This is a genomic window from Pradoshia sp. Z3_51 (assembly GCF_058215915.1).
The window spans coordinates 340,237-356,528 of record NZ_JBZAJC010000002.1; the positions used below are offsets into that span (position 1 = coordinate 340,237).

Consider the following 16,292-nt stretch of genomic DNA (forward strand, 5'->3'; position numbering starts at 1 on the left):
AAGGCAGTTGGGTACCATGTCAGAAGATAAACAATTGTTTTTGAAACGATTGGATATAGTAGGTTTCAAATCTTTTGCTGAACGCATTTCCGTTGAATTTGTTTCGGGTGTAACTGCTGTAGTAGGTCCGAATGGAAGCGGAAAAAGCAATATCACAGATTCAATCCGTTGGGTGTTGGGTGAACAATCTGCAAAATCGTTGAGGGGCTCCAAAATGGAGGATATTATTTTTGCTGGAAGTGACTCCAGAAAGGCTCTTAACTTTGCAGAGGTTACACTTACATTAAATAATGAAAGTCAGTTCCTTCCGATTGATTTCCATGAAGTTAGTGTCACAAGAAGGGTGACCCGTTCTGGTGACAGTGACTTTTTCATTAATAAAAAACCATGTCGTTTGAAAGACATCGTTGATTTATTCATGGATTCAGGACTTGGGAAGGAAGCTTTTTCAATTATAAGCCAAGGGAAAGTAGAAGAGATTTTAAGCAGTAAAGCGGAGGAACGCCGCACTATATTTGAAGAAGCAGCTGGTGTATTAAAATATAAAACAAGGAAGAAGAAAGCGGAGGTTAAGCTTGAGGAAACAAGGGCTAACCTGAACCGTGTTCATGATATTTTACATGAACTGGAGGGACAGGTGGAGCCACTCAAGATACAGGCATCCATTGCCCGCGATTATCTTCAGCAAAAAGAGGAACTTGAGGAATTTGAAGCTGCCTTGCTTGTATATGAAATTGAAGTCCTTCACGAAAAATGGACTTCATTATCAAAGCAGCTTGAAGAGCATCAAATAAAGGATTCTGAATTCAGTTTATTAATTCAGAAAAAGGAATCCGCAGTAGAAGCGACTCGCTTGCAGTTGACTGAGCTAGATAATCGTATTCAGTCTTTACAGTCTACTTTGTTATCTGTCAGTGAAGAACTTGAAAAGGTAGAAGGCCGTAAACAAGTTTTAATTGAAAGAATGAAGAATGCAAGCCAAAACAAGCAGCATCTTGAAAAAAGTCTGCAAAACTGGCGAGATAAATTGATTCAGGTCTCACGTATCCGAGATGAAAAAGTGGGTACATTGCATCTTCTTCAGGCAGAAACGAAAAACTTTAAACAAAAATTACAGGAAAAACAAAATTTGCTTAGTAACTTTGCGGGAGACCTGGAAGCTAAAATTGATGCTCTGAAAAGTGAGTATATTGAACAGTTAAACCAACAGGCTGCGGCGAAACATGAGCTGACCTATTTAGAACAGCAATTAAGTCAACAGCAAAGTAAGCATGCAAAATTAGACCTTGATAATGGCAAATTATTGTCTTCTAGGGAACAGGTGACGGCTCGCTTGAAAGAAACGGAAATCCGACTCCATGCCGTTCAGCAGGATCTAGAGAACCAAATTTATCGTTATCGTGAATTACAGCATTCGCATGAAAATTTAAAAACCCAATATGAAAAACAGGAAAAAACTCTTTATCAGGCATATCAATATTTGCAAAAAGCGAAATCACGAAAAGAAATGCTTGAAGAAATGGAAGAGGATTACTCCGGATTTTTCCAGGGTGTAAAAGAAATTCTTAAAGAAAAGAATAAAAAATTACATGGAATTGAAGGCGCTATTGCTGAATTACTTAATGTGCCGAAGGATTATGCGGTTGCCATTGAGACTGCTCTGGGTGGAGCCCTGCAAAATATTGTAGTGGAAGAAGAACATCATGCACGTACAGCGATTGCTTTCTTAAAACGAAATCGACTTGGAAGAGCTACGTTCTTGCCTTTATCCACAATAAAAGGTAAGTCTGTCCCTTCTCAGGTTTTACAGACTGCTGGGTCTCATCAAGCTTTTATTGGGCTTGCTGCTGATCTTGTTCAGTATGATGAGAAGTATAAAGAAGTTATGACGAGTCTTTTGGGCAATGTTTTCATTGTTCAGGATTTGATCGGAGCTAATGAAATTGCAAAGCTTACAGGATATCGGTATAGAATTGTTACCCTGGAAGGGGATATTGTCAGTCCAGGTGGAGCAATGACAGGTGGAGCGAACAGACAGTCGGGTTCATCTATTCTTTCACGTAAGGGAGAAAAAGAGGAACTTGTCGAGAAAATTGCGCAAATGGACGAGCAGACAGCCAAGCTGGAAGCTCATGTAAAGAAAATCAAAGCAGATTTGGCTGATTCTGAGAAACAAGTCACCCGTCTTCGTGAAGCTGGTGAAACGCTTCGTTTGAATGAAGAATCTATTAAAGGGCAAATAAGAGAGCTGCAGCTTGAAGAACGCAATGTCAATGAACGATTAACGATTTATGATATGGAAAAATCGTCACTTGATGAAGAACGCCATATGAAAGAAAGTCGTATAAAGGAATTGGTAAACAGTCTCTCCTCCTATGAACAATCCATTAAACAAATGGATGCTGATATTAGCAGGTATACCGAGCAAAAGCAGATGGATCAATCGAGCAAGGATTCCCTTGTAGAGGAATTGAATGAATTAAAGATTCAATTAGCATCAAAAACCGAACAGCTTCAGCATCAGCAAAATGAAGTAGAGCGGTTGACATCAGAATTAAATGAGGTAAAACAAAACATTCGTGAAAATGAAGAAGACCTTTCTCTGTTAAATGGTGAAATGTCATCAAGCTCCACAGGTGAAACTAATCTGGAACAAACTGCAGCAGAGAAGCTGGAACAAAAGGAACAAGCGGTTCGTGAAATTGAAGCTTCACGAGCAAAGCGACAGGAACTATTAGAGCTTGTTGAAGAAAATGAAATGGAACTAAAAGAGTGGAAACGCCAGCATAGAGGACTATCAGAAACATTAAAAGACGAAGAGATTAAACTCAATCGTTTAGATGTGGAAATGGACACCCGTTTGGATACGCTTCGGGAGGAATATGCACTTACCTTTGAAGCAGCTAAAGAACAATATCCACTTACGGTTGAACCTGAAGAAGCAAAACGGAAAGTGAAATTAATTAAGCTTTCTATCGAAGAGCTTGGTACAGTGAATATTGGAGCGATTGAAGAATATGATCGCGTTTCAGAGCGATATGAATTTTTAACAGCTCAAAGAGATGATTTGCAGGAAGCAAAAGATACATTGTTTGATGTGATTGATGAAATGGATGAAGAAATGAAGCGCCGTTTCGAGATTACCTTCAATGCAATTAAGAAAGAATTCAATTTGGTGTTCCCTTCACTGTTTGGCGGAGGTCGAGCAGAGCTCAAGTTGACAGATCCAGAGGACATACTAAATACCGGTGTGGATATCATTGCACAGCCTCCTGGTAAAAAGCTGCAAAATCTCAGTTTATTATCAGGCGGGGAACGTGCGCTGACAGCCATCGCTCTTTTGTTCGCTATTTTACGCGTAAGACCTGTTCCGTTTTGTATATTGGATGAAGTGGAAGCAGCGCTTGATGAAGCGAACGTGTACCGTTTCAGCCAATACTTAAAGCAATTCAGTAAAGAAACGCAATTTATCGTAATCACGCACCGCAAAGGAACAATGGAAGAAGCGGACGTCCTGTATGGTGTTACCATGCAGGAATCAGGAGTTTCGAAGCTTGTTTCTGTCAGGTTAGAGGAATCAAAGGAATTAATTGAATCAACTTAAAGGTGGTAAATACATGAGTTTTTTTAAGAAGCTAAAAGAAAAATTTAGTGAACAAACAACTAGTACATCTGAAAAGTTTAAACAGGGATTGACTAAAACAAGAAATTCATTTTCCGAAAAGGTCAATGATTTAGTTGCCCGCTACAGAGAGGTGGATGAAGACTTTTTTGAAGAGCTTGAAGATGTCATGATTCAGGCGGATATCGGTGTTGAAACCGTAATGGAATTGATTGATAAGCTGAAATTTGAAGTGAAACGCCGCAATATAAAAGATACAAAAGATGTACGAAGTGTTATATCTGAGAAGCTTGTTGAAATTTATCAGGCTGGTGAGGAGAAATCCACTGCTGTAAACATTCAGGAAGATCAACTGACAGTTATTCTGTTTGTAGGTGTGAATGGTGTGGGTAAAACGACAACGATTGGAAAACTTGCTCATAAATATAAGAGTGAGGGTAAGAAGGTCCTTTTGGCAGCGGGAGATACTTTCCGTGCCGGTGCGATTGAACAATTAGAAGTATGGGGCAATCGGGTTGGTGTAGAGGTCATTAAGCAGGGAGCAGGTTCAGATCCAGCTGCTGTTATGTTTGATGCTGTGCAGGCTGCTAAATCACGTAAAGCGGATATCCTTCTATGTGACACAGCAGGAAGACTTCAAAACAAGGTTAACCTTATGAAAGAGCTTGAAAAGGTTAAGAAGGTTATTGAACGGGAAGTACCGGGTGCGCCGCATGAAGTGTTGTTGGTTCTCGATGCCACCACTGGACAGAATGCGTTAATTCAAACCAAAACATTTAAGGAAGCCACAGATGTTTCCGGGATTGTATTAACAAAGCTAGATGGAACAGCGAAAGGCGGAATTGTCATTGCCATTCGCAATGAGCTCGGCATTCCAGTTAAATTCGCTGGCCTGGGTGAGCAAATGGATGATTTGCAGGAATTCGATGCAGAACAATTTGTATATGGATTATTTGCCGAGTTAGTAGATGAAGCAGAAGAGTAAACCATTATTTTGAAGGGAGAGCCTGTGTTTATACGGGCTCTTTTCTCTTTTATGGAGTCTATGTCGTAATTTTAGAGGATTTTTAGACAGGGATAATCATTCGGGAAAAGGCAGTTGGTTCGAAAGGAGCAAGGATAGAAGAGATTTACCATTGGTGTCACCTTAGAATCTATTTATTTAAATAAAAACTGCGCTCTTTTGCATGTGTTTTTAAAACTGAAATATGACAGTAAAGCATTGGTAATACAAGCCTTGCCTCTTCAGGAAAGGGTTCTTGACATTCTTTGATTTTCCGATTAAACTTGTATATTGTAAAGGTATTTCACTTAACAGAGTTGGAGGGTCAGTAATGCTCGAGAAAACAATGCGGATGAATTACCTATATGACTTCTATCAATCATTGCTGACACCAAAGCAAAAAAGTTATATGTCTCTTTATTATCTGGACGATTATTCCCTGGGTGAAATTGCCGATGAATATGAGGTGAGCCGCCAGGCCGTTTATGATAATATTAAGCGAACAGAAGCGATGCTTGAAGAATACGAGGCTAAGCTTTTACTGTTTTATAAATCACAGGAACGCAGCCTTTTGCTCAATAAGTTAGGAAGTTTAACAGAACAGATGAATGAAAATGATGTTAAAGAACAACTGATTGAGATTATAGCATCTCTTGAAAAGTTAGATTAGGAGGCGGCATAATGGCATTTGAAGGTTTAGCCGACCGACTGCAGGGCACTTTGCAAAGAATCCGAGGCAAGGGTAAAGTGACGGAAGCTGATGTAAAAGAAATGATGAGAGAAGTAAAGCTCGCACTTCTTGAAGCAGACGTTAACTTTAAAGTAGTTAAGGATTTTATCAAACGTGTCAATGAAAGGGCTATTGGTCAAGAAGTTTTAAAGAGCTTGACACCTGGTCAACAGGTAATCAAGGTCGTTAAGGAAGAATTGACGGAATTAATGGGTGGCGAACAAAGCAAGATTGCTGTTTCAAATCGTCCTCCAACTGTTATCCTTATGGTTGGTTTACAGGGTGCCGGTAAAACAACAACCACAGGTAAACTGGCTAATCTGCTCCGCAAGAAATATAATCGTAAACCAATGCTAGTTGCAGCCGATATTTATCGTCCCGCAGCAATTAAGCAGCTTGAAACTTTAGGCGGTCAGCTCTCTATGCCTGTCTTTTCTTTGGGAGATCAAGTGAGTCCTGTAGAAATTGCCAAGCAAGGGGTTGCCAAAGCTAAAGAAGAGCATTGCGATTATGTTTTAGTCGATACAGCAGGGCGTTTGCATATTGATGAAAATCTGATGGGCGAATTGGCTGAAATTAAAGAAGCTGTAAAACCAGATGAGATTTTCTTAGTTGTAGATGCCATGACAGGACAGGATGCGGTCAATGTAGCTAAAAGCTTTAACGACCAACTCGAAATCACCGGTGTTATTTTAACCAAATTGGATGGAGATACACGTGGTGGTGCAGCATTATCAATTCGTTCAGTAGCTGAAAAACCGATTAAGTTTGTCGGTATGGGTGAAAAGATGGATGCATTAGAGCCATTCCACCCGGAACGAATGGCTTCAAGGATTCTAGGGATGGGCGATGTTCTCACGCTGATTGAGAAGGCCCAAACTGATGTTGATGAGGAGAAAGCACGCGAACTCGAGAAGAAGATGCGTACAAACTCTTTCACATTTGATGATTTCCTCGAACAGCTAGCACAGGTCAAAAAAATGGGACCGCTGGATGACATTTTAAAAATGCTTCCAGGTGCAAACAAAATTAAAGGGATGAACAATCTTTCCATTGATGATAAGCAAATTGCTCATGTTGAGGCAATCATTCAATCAATGACGAAGAAAGAGAAGGATCAGCCTGAAATTATTAATGCCAGCAGACGTAAACGGATTGCTAAAGGAAGCGGAAGACCGATTCAGGAAGTAAACCGACTTCTAAAGCAATTTGAAGACATGAAGAAGTTGATGAAGCAAATGACTGGCATGCAGCAAAAAGGTAAGAAAAAAGGCGGCTTTAAGCTACCTTTTATGTAAAAAAATATGGGTGTTAAGAAAAAACACTTTACAAGGGTATATTGATTTGGTATTATACTATCTTGTGTGATACTATTCGGAGGTGCAAGTATAAAATGGCAGTAAAAATTCGTTTAAAACGTATGGGAGCTAAAAAGACTCCTTTCTATCGTATTGTAGTAGCAGATTCTCGTTCTCCTCGTGACGGTCGTTTCATTGAGACAGTTGGAACTTACAACCCAGTTGCAAACCCAGCTGAAGTGAAAATTGACGAGGAACTTACTTTACAATGGCTTCAAAATGGTGCTAAACCATCTGACACAGTTCGTAACTTGTTGTCAAAAGAAGGCATCATGGAAAAATTCCACAACGCGAAGCAAAGCAAGTAATATAAAGGTCCGTTATGATAGAATTGATTGAAACAATCGTAAAGCCTCTTGTCGATCATCCGGATGACGTGACCGTAGCAATGGATGAACAAGCCAATAAGATTGTCTTTACCCTGTCGGTCAATAAGAAAGACATGGGGAAGGTAATCGGCAAACAGGGGCGTGTAGCTAAAGCTATTCGAACAGTAGTGTATACTGCTGCATCCAAGAATGACAAAAAAGTCTATCTGGAAATACGCGATTGAAAAAAGGAGGGAGCAATCCCTCCTTTTTCTTATATATTCATGCATACTCACTAAGGGCTGAGCAAGAGGGCAAGGAGATGAGGTAACGAAGATGTTGCCACAGGATGTGCGTTTTTAGTCTTCGTTCCTTGAATTAGGCCCTTCAGCTTTTGGTTGTCATCCAGCTTCATGAGCTAGGAGTTCGGGACATAAGCATAGCCTCTACAGGAGGGCAACAGGATGTTGGACACAAAGACGTTGCGACACGATGTGGCGTTCTTAGTCTTTGTACCTTATCCCCCCTTCCGAGCCTCTGTCTTATGCTCCTCACTCCTGGGTGAGCTCTTTCAGCTTTTGGTTGTCATCTAGCTTCGACGGCTAGAAGCTCAGGACATAAGCATGGTCTCTTCTGGAGGGGAGAGCGCCTCCCTCCGAACCCCTGTCTTATGCTCCTCGCTTCTGGGCGAGCCGTCTCAGCTTTTGGTTGTCATCTAGCTTCGGCTCCTAGACCCTCGAGACATAAGTGTAGCCACTGCGGGAGGAAAGGATGCCTCCCTACGTGCCTCCTCTTATGCTTGTCGGGTCTGAACAGTCGCCTCAGCTTTTGGTTGTCATTTATTGTGGTTCGGGATAGTATTAAGTTATGAATTATGAGGGTTTTGGGTTGGTTAAAGTGTGAAGTGTATAATCCATACATAGTACCGTTATTTGAAAGTAGCTATAATGATGATGAGTTGATAAGTTTCAGGATTTCTTCAGTACCGTAATACAATTGGTGGATTGGTATGTATGAAAGAGGTGCCATAATGAAAATACTTCAAAATGTTATAGTGAAACAGGTATTAACTGAGAAGAGTAAAATACAGCTGTTGGAGCAGTTTGAATATAAAAAAAGCGTTTTGAATAAAGAATGTGATCAATTGCGCTTTGAATTAAAGAAGCTGGAAAAAACAAAGAAATTTCAACCCGCAAGCTTAAAAACGCATTTTGAGAAAGAAATCGATATGCGTAAGGAAAAAGTGAAGCTGCTGGACTTTCAAATTCAACAGCTTGATATTCTCCCCTATGGGAGTGAATTAAAGGAACGAGAAGTTCAGGCAATAATTGATGTTGAAGTCGGGCAAAATTGGGAAGAAGTTGTACAAACTAAAACCATCATTATTAAAGATGGAATCATTGATGAATTTAAATAGAGGTGAACAGAAAGAAATGCAAAAATGGTTTAAAGTTGGCAAAATTGTTAATACCCACGGAATAAAAGGCGAGGTCAGGGTTATTTCAAGCACTGATTTCCCGGAAGAACGATATAAAAATGGGAGCACTTTATATATCTTTAAAAAGAGCTCAAATGAGCCTGTTGAAGTCACTGTTCAATCTTCAAGACAACACAAAAACTTTTATTTATTGACGTTTGAAGGGCATGGCACGATAGAATCAGTGGAGTCTTATAAAGAAGGCGTATTAAAGATATCAGAGGAACAAATGGGCAGCCTTGATGAAGGGGAATATTATTACCATGAAATCATCGGATGCACAGTACGTACTGCAGATGGTGCCGAATTGGGTGTGGTAAAAGAAATCCTTTCACCTGGAGCAAATGATGTATGGGTCATCAGCGGGAAAAACGGTAAAGAAGTATTGATTCCTTATATTGATGATGTTGTTAAAGAAATTGATGTAGATGCAAAAATGATCTCGATTGATCCGATGGAAGGACTGCTTGATTAATGAGAATCGATATCCTAACCTTATTTCCTGAAATGTTCAGCGGAGTGTTTGGATCCTCCATCCTTAAGAAGGCTGTTGAAAAACAGGCAGTTGAATACCATACCCATAATTTCCGGGAGTATTCAGATAACAAGCATCAATCTGTTGATGATTACCCATATGGCGGTGGGGCAGGAATGGTACTGAAACCTCAGCCGATTTTTGATTGCTTGGAGCAAATCACTCCAAAAGAGCAGAAGAAAAAGCCTCGGGTCATCCTTTTATGTCCACAGGGGGAACGCTATAACCAAGCTAAAGCAGAGGAACTGGCAAAGGAAGATCAGCTTATTTTCGTGTGCGGGCATTACGAAGGGTATGACGAAAGGATACGCGAACATGCGGTAACAGACGAAATATCAATTGGTGATTTCGTATTAACGGGTGGAGAGCTTGGAGCAATGGTGATCATCGATAGTGTAGTGCGGCTATTGCCAGGGGTGCTGGGGAATGAGGATTCACCTGTACTGGATTCATTTAGTTCAGGTCTTTTGGAACACCCTCATTATACGCGTCCGGCTGATTTTCGCGGGATGAAGGTCCCGGATGTTCTCATTTCGGGAAACCATAAATATATTGAGGAATGGAGAAAGAAAGAATCTTTGCGCAGAACCTGGCAAAGGCGTCCGGATTTATTGAATCATTATGATCTGACCAAAGAAGAAAAAAAATGGCTCGAAGAAATAAAAAATGAAGATAGATAGTTGCGCTTTAGGTGTTTTATATGATAAGATACATTTTGTGAGTTAGGCTGTAAAGCCTTGCTTTTATAACAATGTTCCGCTGTCATTATCTCGAGAAGGGGTGGCAAGAGCATTGGGTGGAAGGAGTTGAATACGATGCATAAATTAATCGAAGAAATCACGAAGGATCAATTAAGAACTGATCTTCCTACTTTCCGTTCCGGTGATACTGTAAGAGTACACGTTAAGGTTGTTGAGGGAACTCGTGAACGTATTCAGGTATACGAAGGCGTAGTAATCAAGCGTCGTGGAGGCGGAATCAGTGAAACTTTCACAGTCCGCAAAATTTCCTATGGTGTAGGTGTTGAACGTGCATTCCCATTGCACACACCACGTATCGCTAAATTGGAAGTTATCCGTCGCGGTAAAGTACGTCGTGCTAAGCTTTATTACTTGCGTAACCTACGCGGTAAAGCAGCACGTATTAAAGAAATCCGATAATTACGTGTTTAACGTGAGTGGATACAAGGAGCTTGTGCTGACACAAGCTCCTTTTTCACATTAAACATCAAATTATTGCTTTTTTATGTGAAAAGTATATATTTATACATATATAGAGAAGATATAGGCGGTGTACGAATATGGCTAAGTCTAAAGGGAAAAGTGAAATCCTCGAGTGGGTTAAAGCTTTAGTTATTGCAATAGTATTGGCAGCAATCATCCGATATTTCCTATTTGCACCTATATTGGTTGATGGTTTATCGATGATGCCAACCCTTCATAATGAAAATAGAATGGTAGTCAATAAAATGTCCTATAAAATCGGTGAACCTGAGCGATTTGATATAGTGGTATTTCACGCTACAGAAGAAAAAGATTACATTAAAAGAGTAATTGGCTTACCTGGAGATAAAATAGAATATAAAGATGATACTTTATATATTAATGGCAAGGCATATGAAGAGCCTTACCTGGATGAAGCCAAGGAACAAATGATTGAAGGACCTTTGACAGAACCATTTACACTGGAAGAAATTATTGGCCAGGAAACGGTTCCCGAGGGTGAAGTGTTTGTGATGGGGGATAATCGAAGATACTCGAAAGATAGCCGCCATATTGGAACGATCAAGCAAAGTGAGATTTTGGGCAAAACCAGTCTAGTGTACTGGCCGTTAAAAGAATTTAGAATTGTTGACTAATGACTGAAAAGGTGAAAGTATGACGATACAATGGTTTCCCGGGCATATGGCTAAAGCTCGGCGTGAAGTAACAGAAAAATTAAAGCTGGTAGACATAATATTTGAGCTAGTAGATGCTCGGCTTCCCCAATCATCTAGAAATCCTATGATTGATGAAATTATTCAGCATAAACCGCGGCTGGTGATTTTAAATAAGGCAGATATGGCAGATCAAAGTAAAACAAATCAATGGTTAGCCTATTTCGAAGCTAAGGGAATTAAAGCCGTAGCCGTAAATGCACATCAAGGGACAGGCTTGAAAAGTATTATGGCGGGAGCTCAAGAAGTTCTTAAAGAAAAAATAGAAAAGATGAAATCTAGAGGAATAAAACCACGTGCAATCCGTGCCATGATTGTCGGAATTCCCAATGTTGGGAAGTCTACATTAATAAATAGGCTTGCTGGAAAAAATATTGCCAAAACCGGTAATATGCCAGGTGTGACAAAAGCGCAGCAATGGATTAAAGTTGGTAAGGAGCTTGAACTATTGGACACTCCTGGTATCCTATGGCCGAAGTTTGAGGATCAGGAAGTCGGCTGTAAACTAGCTGTAACAGGAGCTATTAAGGATACCATTTTAAATCTTCATGATATTGCAATCTATGGATTGAAATTTTTGGAGAGGGAATATCCAGCGCGTTTGCTCGATGGGTATAAGCTTGAGGAAATTCCAGAAGAAATTGTGGAAGCCTTTGACCAAGTAGGGAAATTGCGAGGATGTTTAGCTGGCGGTGGCATAGTGGATTATGATAAAACTGCTGAATTGATTATAAGAGATATCCGTACACAAAAATTTGGAAGATTAACGTTTGAATCTCCATTTGAATTGGAATCTGATATATAATAAAAAACTAGAAGGCCCCCTTGTTTGGGGGTCTTTACATTTGTGTGCCAAAACCGATATTAATTAGGAAGGATAGCAGAAATGACGAATTCACTTACCATTTCAGAAATAAAAAATAAGCTTAAAGAGCTAGAAACCATCGAGGATCCGTTTGTTCAGGAATGCCGCAAGGATCAGCGTAAAGGCGTCCAGGTTGCCCTCTCAGGCTTTGAAAGAGCAATTGCCAGGAAAGTAGAGGAAAGACGCCATTTCGACTCCATATCGGTTTTTGAGAACCAACTAAGGGATGAAGGATATCAATATATAGTGGGCATAGACGAAGCTGGCAGAGGGCCGCTTGCTGGTCCTGTAGTAGCAGGGGCTGTGATTTTGCCTGAAAACTTTTATTTAGCCGGCCTTACTGACTCAAAGAAACTCTCTGCTGCAAAAAGAGAGCAATACTACGAGTACATACTGGAAAATGCGCTTGCGGTTGGGGTTGGCATTATACACAGTGAGGAAATCGACAAAATAAATATTTATGAAGCTGCCAAAAAGGCGATGCTTTCAGCAGTGAATCAGTTAAAAGTATTCCCGGAATATGCATTGATAGATGCTATGAAGTTAGATTTGCCTATACCACAGATGTCGCTGATTAAAGGGGATGCCAAGTCTATCTCTATTGCAGCTGCTTCAGTCATTGCCAAAGAAACGAGAGACAGACTTATGAAGGAATATGCAGAAATCTATCCACAATATGGATTTGATAAGCATATGGGGTATGGAACGAGCAGTCATTTAGAAGCTATCGAAAAGTATGGTCCGGTTGATTGGCACAGGATGACATTTGCTCCTTTAAAGAATAATTACTGATAAGAGAGGTGTGATTTTTTGCAGCCTGTCATAAATATAGATTCATGGATCAATAAACTGGCTTATAGCAAGGTATCAACAGGCTTCAGAGATGGCCAAATATTTGCTGGAAAAATCACGAAATTTTATCCTCATAATATGGCGGAAGTTCTCGTAAATGGAACAAAAATGATAGCGAAATTGGATGTATCAGTGGAAGCGCATGTGCGCCAATTATTTCAGGTCAGGCAAACAGAAAATGGTTTGATGCAATTAAAGGTATTGCCTTTTGGCAGTGGAATATCAAAGCCCGATTTGCCCGCTCAACTATTAAGTGCATTCCAGATAAAGGCATCAAGGGCGGGGGGAAATCTGGCTGAAATGGTGATTGCCAACCAGCTGGCTGTGACGAAAGATAGCTTTACCAGGGCTTTAAACTGGCTGAATTCAACAGGCGATCCATCAATAGGAATGCCAACCATTAAATTAGCGTACATGAACCAGCTTCCGATACATAAAACTGTGTTGGATGCTCTTTTATCACTGAAAACTGGAGAATCATTAACTAGTATGCTTGATTCCCTGACAAAATATCTTAAGACTTCCGACAATCTAGGTAAATATGCTCATATAATAAATAGATTAGAGGAATTTCTTCAGACAGGTAAGAGGGAAGCCTTTCAAGGGATAGCTATGTCTCTTATGGACGAGAATATGGAAATTTTTCAAAAGGCTGGGTTGATCCTTAAGGAAGGAGAGGTAATTTTATCGAATTCTAGTCATAATAGATTACAGGAATGGATAGAAAGGGTATTTAGTGGAAATAGCACACGTCCCCCTGAACTAACAGCAGAAGAATGGCAAAAGGTTCAGGAAAAAATTTTGAAAAGTGATCTGTTTAGTCATCTTGATAAGAATAACACCTTATATAAAGCGATGAACTCCATCATGCAATCACTAGGAATTAAGGATCAATCAAAACAGCCTGAGACAAGTATAGTAAAGGATACATTGATACAATTGACGGCCGAAAAAACACCCATCCAACTAAAAAAACCAGGCTGAAGCCATTCTGACAAGGTTAGCCGCGTTTCAATTATTATCCCAGGAAACCGGACCACTGCAGAATGTATTTATGCAGATTCCAGTTCCCTTAACTTCGGTTAAAGGTGATTTGACATTGCAATGGACTGGTCGAAAACGAGAAGATGGGACAATTGATCCAGCATATTGCCGAATTGTATTTTATTTAGAGCTAGCCCACTTAAAAGAAACCGTTATTGATATGAATATCCAAAACCGGATCATTAGTTTAAAGATATGGACTGGGGAGAAAAAGGAGGCAAATATTGCTGCCAGTTCCCTGGTGACCATACTGAAGGAAAATTTAGAGGAGAAGGGGTATATTCTATCAACTGTAAAAATTGCTGATTTTTCGCAGGAGAAGTCTGTAAGTTCTGAAATAAGTAAATCATATTATCCCTCTTTTGGGTATACCGGGGTTGATTATAAAATATGAAAAAAAGCAGAAAATCTGCCTCTGTTTTAAAATATGAGGAAAATCAGGATGTCTCCCCAAAATTAATAGCTAAGGGAAAAGGTATTGTAGCTGATCATATCTTAAAGGAAGCTGTAAAACATGAGATTCCTGTCCGAAAGGATCCTAGTCTTACAGAATTACTATCACAGCTTGAGATTAATCAATTGATTCCTGAGGAACTTTATCAGGCAGTTGCAGAGGTTTTTGCCTTTATATATAAGGTTGACCATAAAACTAGTAAATAATTTATAGAAAGGGTTTCCTAAGAGATAGAGAATTTCGCCATAGAATACCTGTGTATTGTGGACAGGTCTTTTAGTTTGAAAAATATGGGTAAATAAGGAGTGGGCGTGATCGATTTTTTTCTGTTTCTAATGATTATTTTCATTCTGGCAGCGAATTTAATTGCGTTCTTTGTTTTTAATAAAAAGCGCAATTTGTATCTAGCTGCATTAGTCACTTTATTATTGGCCGGTGTGTTTGGTTTAGTCGCTGGAATGTTAGCCGTCTGGCTGATAGAAGATGGATTTGCGTTCTTTTACGGATTTAACATAGCAGCTATTTTGCTGTGGAATAGTATCGCCGTCTTTTTGATTGCCATCATCGTTTCGCTTGTTAAATTGTATCGAAAACAAACCTAATGGATATAGCTCCAGAAGTTGGGATGAAGCGCAAAGCTAAAAAGAAAAGTTGTGAGATTTTGAGGGAGTAGTGGATAGAATTATCTTCTATTACTATAGTAACTTATCCGAAGAAGTTTTCTACGGAATGCCAAAATATATATCTTTTTTGAAGGCTGAAAATGATGATTTCAGCCTTTCTTTTAGTATGCTTTCTTTATCATTTTATGTAATAAGTGTAAAAAAATTACCGATATTTGGTGAAATCGCTTTAAATTATTGGACTTTGAATACTAGTTTTAATACAATGAAAACGCAATATATTTTTTATAGTCTGAAAGTTTTGATGGGAGGATAAGAAATGAATATCCATGAGTATCAAGGTAAAGAGATCCTCAGACAATACGGGGTAAATGTTCCAAATGGAAAAGTCGCTTTTTCTGTTGAGGAAGCAGTTAACGCAGCAAGTGAACTTGGAACTGCGGTTACTGTTGTGAAAGCTCAAATCCATGCGGGTGGAAGAGGGAAAGCTGGCGGTGTCAAGGTTGCCAAATCGCTGGATGAGGTTCGTACATATGCTGGTGAAATACTCGGCAAAGTATTGGTAACGCATCAAACGGGTCCGGATGGTAAAGAAGTAAAACGCTTACTTATTGAAGAAGGCTGTGACATCAAGAAAGAATATTATGTTGGGCTTGTTCTTGATAGAGCAACTTCAAGAGTTGTGTTAATGGCTTCTGAAGAGGGCGGAACAGAAATAGAAGAAGTTGCTGAAAAGACACCGGAAAAAATCTTCAAGGAAGTTATTGATCCTGTAATCGGATTAACACCATTCCAAGCTAGAAGAATAGCTTTTAATATTAATATACCAAATGAATTAATCAACAAAGCAGCTAAATTTATGATTAGTCTTTACACGTCATTTATTGAAAAAGACTGTTCTATTGCTGAAATCAATCCTTTGGTCGTTACAGGCGACGGAGAAGTGATGGCTTTGGATGCTAAGTTGAATTTTGACGAAAATGCGCTTTATCGCCACAAGGATATTGTCGCTTATCGAGATCTTGAGGAAGAAGACCCAAAAGAAATCGAAGCTTCCAAATACGACCTAAGCTATATATCTCTTGATGGCAATATCGGCTGCATGGTTAATGGCGCAGGACTTGCGATGTCAACAATGGATATTATTAATCACTATGGTGGCACTCCAGCCAACTTCCTCGATGTTGGGGGCAGTGCAACGGCTGAAAAAGTTACGGAAGCATTTAAGATTATCCTTTCAGACAGCCATGTTAAGGGGATTTTTGTAAATATATTTGGCGGCATAATGAAATGTGATGTTATTGCTGAGGGCGTTGTTGAAGCAGCTAAACAGGTTAGCTTACAGGTACCGCTGGTCGTACGCCTAGAAGGTACGAATGTAGACCTTGGTAAAAAGATATTAGAGGAATCCGGTATTAATGTCACAGCTGCAGAATCAATGGCTGATGGTGCACAAAAAATCGTTTCGTTAATAGGCTAAGACTG

Annotated in this window: 18 protein-coding genes; all 18 read left to right on the forward strand. The window is 39.7% G+C overall.

Translation table 11 applies throughout. The features are described 5' to 3' along the window. The first annotated feature begins 34 nt into the window (after positions 1-34). The 18 genes from smc to sucC all read left to right on the forward strand — a co-directional run bounded on the left by smc (position 35) and on the right by sucC (position 16,287). On the forward strand, positions 35-3,604 hold the full coding sequence (gene smc, locus AC4BHA_RS05275; RefSeq protein ID WP_490558369.1) for a chromosome segregation protein SMC: 3,570 nt from the start codon (positions 35-37) through the stop codon (positions 3,602-3,604). Positions 3,605-3,617: 13 nt separating this feature from the next. After that, complete coding sequence (ftsY, locus tag AC4BHA_RS05280) at positions 3,618-4,607, forward strand: signal recognition particle-docking protein FtsY (RefSeq protein ID WP_490558248.1); 990 nt, start codon at positions 3,618-3,620, stop codon at positions 4,605-4,607. Between the two features lie 349 nt (positions 4,608-4,956). Beyond that, positions 4,957-5,295 carry a putative DNA-binding protein gene (locus tag AC4BHA_RS05285; protein WP_066100523.1) on the forward strand — a complete coding sequence of 113 codons (339 nt, stop codon included), beginning with the start codon at positions 4,957-4,959 and terminating at the stop codon, positions 5,293-5,295. An 11-nt stretch (positions 5,296-5,306) separates the two neighbouring features. After that, a complete protein-coding gene (ffh, locus tag AC4BHA_RS05290) occupies positions 5,307-6,653 on the forward strand; it encodes a signal recognition particle protein (RefSeq protein WP_066100520.1) in 1,347 nt (448 codons plus the stop codon). Positions 6,654-6,748: 95 nt separating this feature from the next. Continuing rightward, positions 6,749-7,021, forward strand: coding sequence for a 30S ribosomal protein S16 (gene rpsP, locus AC4BHA_RS05295; RefSeq protein ID WP_066100518.1), 273 nt, complete (start codon positions 6,749-6,751; stop codon positions 7,019-7,021). Between the two features lie 14 nt (positions 7,022-7,035). Further along, positions 7,036-7,266: a KH domain-containing protein gene (locus AC4BHA_RS05300; protein ID WP_066100515.1), complete on the forward strand. Its 231-nt coding sequence runs from the start codon at positions 7,036-7,038 to the stop codon at positions 7,264-7,266. Positions 7,267-8,051: 785 nt separating this feature from the next. Continuing rightward, on the forward strand, positions 8,052-8,438 hold the full coding sequence (locus tag AC4BHA_RS05305) for a YlqD family protein (protein WP_066102285.1): 387 nt from the start codon (positions 8,052-8,054) through the stop codon (positions 8,436-8,438). Between the two features lie 16 nt (positions 8,439-8,454). Beyond that, positions 8,455-8,973: a ribosome maturation factor RimM gene (rimM, locus tag AC4BHA_RS05310; RefSeq protein WP_139891559.1), complete on the forward strand. Its 519-nt coding sequence runs from the start codon at positions 8,455-8,457 to the stop codon at positions 8,971-8,973. Continuing rightward, a complete protein-coding gene (gene trmD, locus AC4BHA_RS05315) occupies positions 8,973-9,713 on the forward strand; it encodes a tRNA (guanosine(37)-N1)-methyltransferase TrmD (protein WP_490558249.1) in 741 nt (246 codons plus the stop codon). The genes rimM and trmD overlap by 1 nt, the downstream gene beginning before the upstream one ends. A 135-nt stretch (positions 9,714-9,848) precedes the next feature. Beyond that, the gene (gene rplS, locus AC4BHA_RS05320) at positions 9,849-10,193 is read left to right on the forward strand and encodes a 50S ribosomal protein L19 (protein WP_066100509.1); all 345 of its coding nucleotides are present in this window, start codon (positions 9,849-9,851) and stop codon (positions 10,191-10,193) included. A gap of 140 nt (positions 10,194-10,333) precedes the next feature. Beyond that, positions 10,334-10,891: a signal peptidase I gene (lepB, locus tag AC4BHA_RS05325; protein WP_066100505.1), complete on the forward strand. Its 558-nt coding sequence runs from the start codon at positions 10,334-10,336 to the stop codon at positions 10,889-10,891. Positions 10,892-10,910: 19 nt separating this feature from the next. Continuing rightward, on the forward strand, positions 10,911-11,774 hold the full coding sequence (gene ylqF / locus AC4BHA_RS05330) for a ribosome biogenesis GTPase YlqF (protein ID WP_066100502.1): 864 nt from the start codon (positions 10,911-10,913) through the stop codon (positions 11,772-11,774). Positions 11,775-11,855: 81 nt separating this feature from the next. Then, positions 11,856-12,626: a ribonuclease HII gene (gene rnhB / locus AC4BHA_RS05335; protein ID WP_066100499.1), complete on the forward strand. Its 771-nt coding sequence runs from the start codon at positions 11,856-11,858 to the stop codon at positions 12,624-12,626. 18 nt (positions 12,627-12,644) lie between these two features. Then, positions 12,645-13,670, forward strand: a complete 1,026-nt coding sequence (locus AC4BHA_RS05340; protein WP_490558250.1) for a hypothetical protein — start codon at positions 12,645-12,647, stop codon at positions 13,668-13,670. Positions 13,671-13,740: 70 nt separating this feature from the next. Continuing rightward, a complete protein-coding gene (locus AC4BHA_RS05345; RefSeq protein WP_490558251.1) occupies positions 13,741-14,124 on the forward strand; it encodes a hypothetical protein in 384 nt (127 codons plus the stop codon). Further along, positions 14,121-14,390 (forward strand): EscU/YscU/HrcU family type III secretion system export apparatus switch protein, encoded by a 270-nt coding sequence (locus tag AC4BHA_RS05350; RefSeq protein ID WP_066100482.1) that lies wholly within the window; start codon positions 14,121-14,123, stop codon positions 14,388-14,390. The genes AC4BHA_RS05345 and AC4BHA_RS05350 overlap by 4 nt, the downstream gene beginning before the upstream one ends. Before the next feature lie 105 nt (positions 14,391-14,495). Next, the gene (locus AC4BHA_RS05355) at positions 14,496-14,786 is read left to right on the forward strand and encodes a hypothetical protein (protein ID WP_066100479.1); all 291 of its coding nucleotides are present in this window, start codon (positions 14,496-14,498) and stop codon (positions 14,784-14,786) included. A gap of 340 nt (positions 14,787-15,126) precedes the next feature. Then, a complete protein-coding gene (sucC, locus tag AC4BHA_RS05360; protein WP_490558252.1) occupies positions 15,127-16,287 on the forward strand; it encodes an ADP-forming succinate--CoA ligase subunit beta in 1,161 nt (386 codons plus the stop codon). Positions 16,288-16,292: the final 5 nt, after the last annotated feature.

Excerpts from the sequence above, each read along its gene's own strand:
- ftsY (WP_490558248.1), top strand. The coding sequence starts at position 3,618 with ATGAGTTTTTTTAAGAAGCTAAAAGAAAAATTTAGTGAACAAACAACT.
- AC4BHA_RS05285 (WP_066100523.1), top strand. The coding sequence starts at position 4,957 with ATGCTCGAGAAAACAATGCGGATGAATTACCTATATGACTTCTATCAA.
- ffh (WP_066100520.1), top strand. The coding sequence starts at position 5,307 with ATGGCATTTGAAGGTTTAGCCGACCGACTGCAGGGCACTTTGCAAAGA.
- rpsP (WP_066100518.1), top strand. The coding sequence starts at position 6,749 with ATGGCAGTAAAAATTCGTTTAAAACGTATGGGAGCTAAAAAGACTCCT.
- AC4BHA_RS05300 (WP_066100515.1), top strand. The coding sequence starts at position 7,036 with ATGATAGAATTGATTGAAACAATCGTAAAGCCTCTTGTCGATCATCCG.
- AC4BHA_RS05305 (WP_066102285.1), top strand. The coding sequence starts at position 8,052 with ATGAAAATACTTCAAAATGTTATAGTGAAACAGGTATTAACTGAGAAG.
- rimM (WP_139891559.1), top strand. The coding sequence starts at position 8,455 with ATGCAAAAATGGTTTAAAGTTGGCAAAATTGTTAATACCCACGGAATA.
- trmD (WP_490558249.1), top strand. The coding sequence starts at position 8,973 with ATGAGAATCGATATCCTAACCTTATTTCCTGAAATGTTCAGCGGAGTG.
- rplS (WP_066100509.1), top strand. The coding sequence starts at position 9,849 with ATGCATAAATTAATCGAAGAAATCACGAAGGATCAATTAAGAACTGAT.
- lepB (WP_066100505.1), top strand. The coding sequence starts at position 10,334 with ATGGCTAAGTCTAAAGGGAAAAGTGAAATCCTCGAGTGGGTTAAAGCT.
- ylqF (WP_066100502.1), top strand. The coding sequence starts at position 10,911 with ATGACGATACAATGGTTTCCCGGGCATATGGCTAAAGCTCGGCGTGAA.
- rnhB (WP_066100499.1), top strand. The coding sequence starts at position 11,856 with ATGACGAATTCACTTACCATTTCAGAAATAAAAAATAAGCTTAAAGAG.
- AC4BHA_RS05345 (WP_490558251.1), top strand. The coding sequence starts at position 13,741 with ATGCAGATTCCAGTTCCCTTAACTTCGGTTAAAGGTGATTTGACATTG.
- AC4BHA_RS05350 (WP_066100482.1), top strand. The coding sequence starts at position 14,121 with ATGAAAAAAAGCAGAAAATCTGCCTCTGTTTTAAAATATGAGGAAAAT.
- sucC (WP_490558252.1), top strand. The coding sequence starts at position 15,127 with ATGAATATCCATGAGTATCAAGGTAAAGAGATCCTCAGACAATACGGG.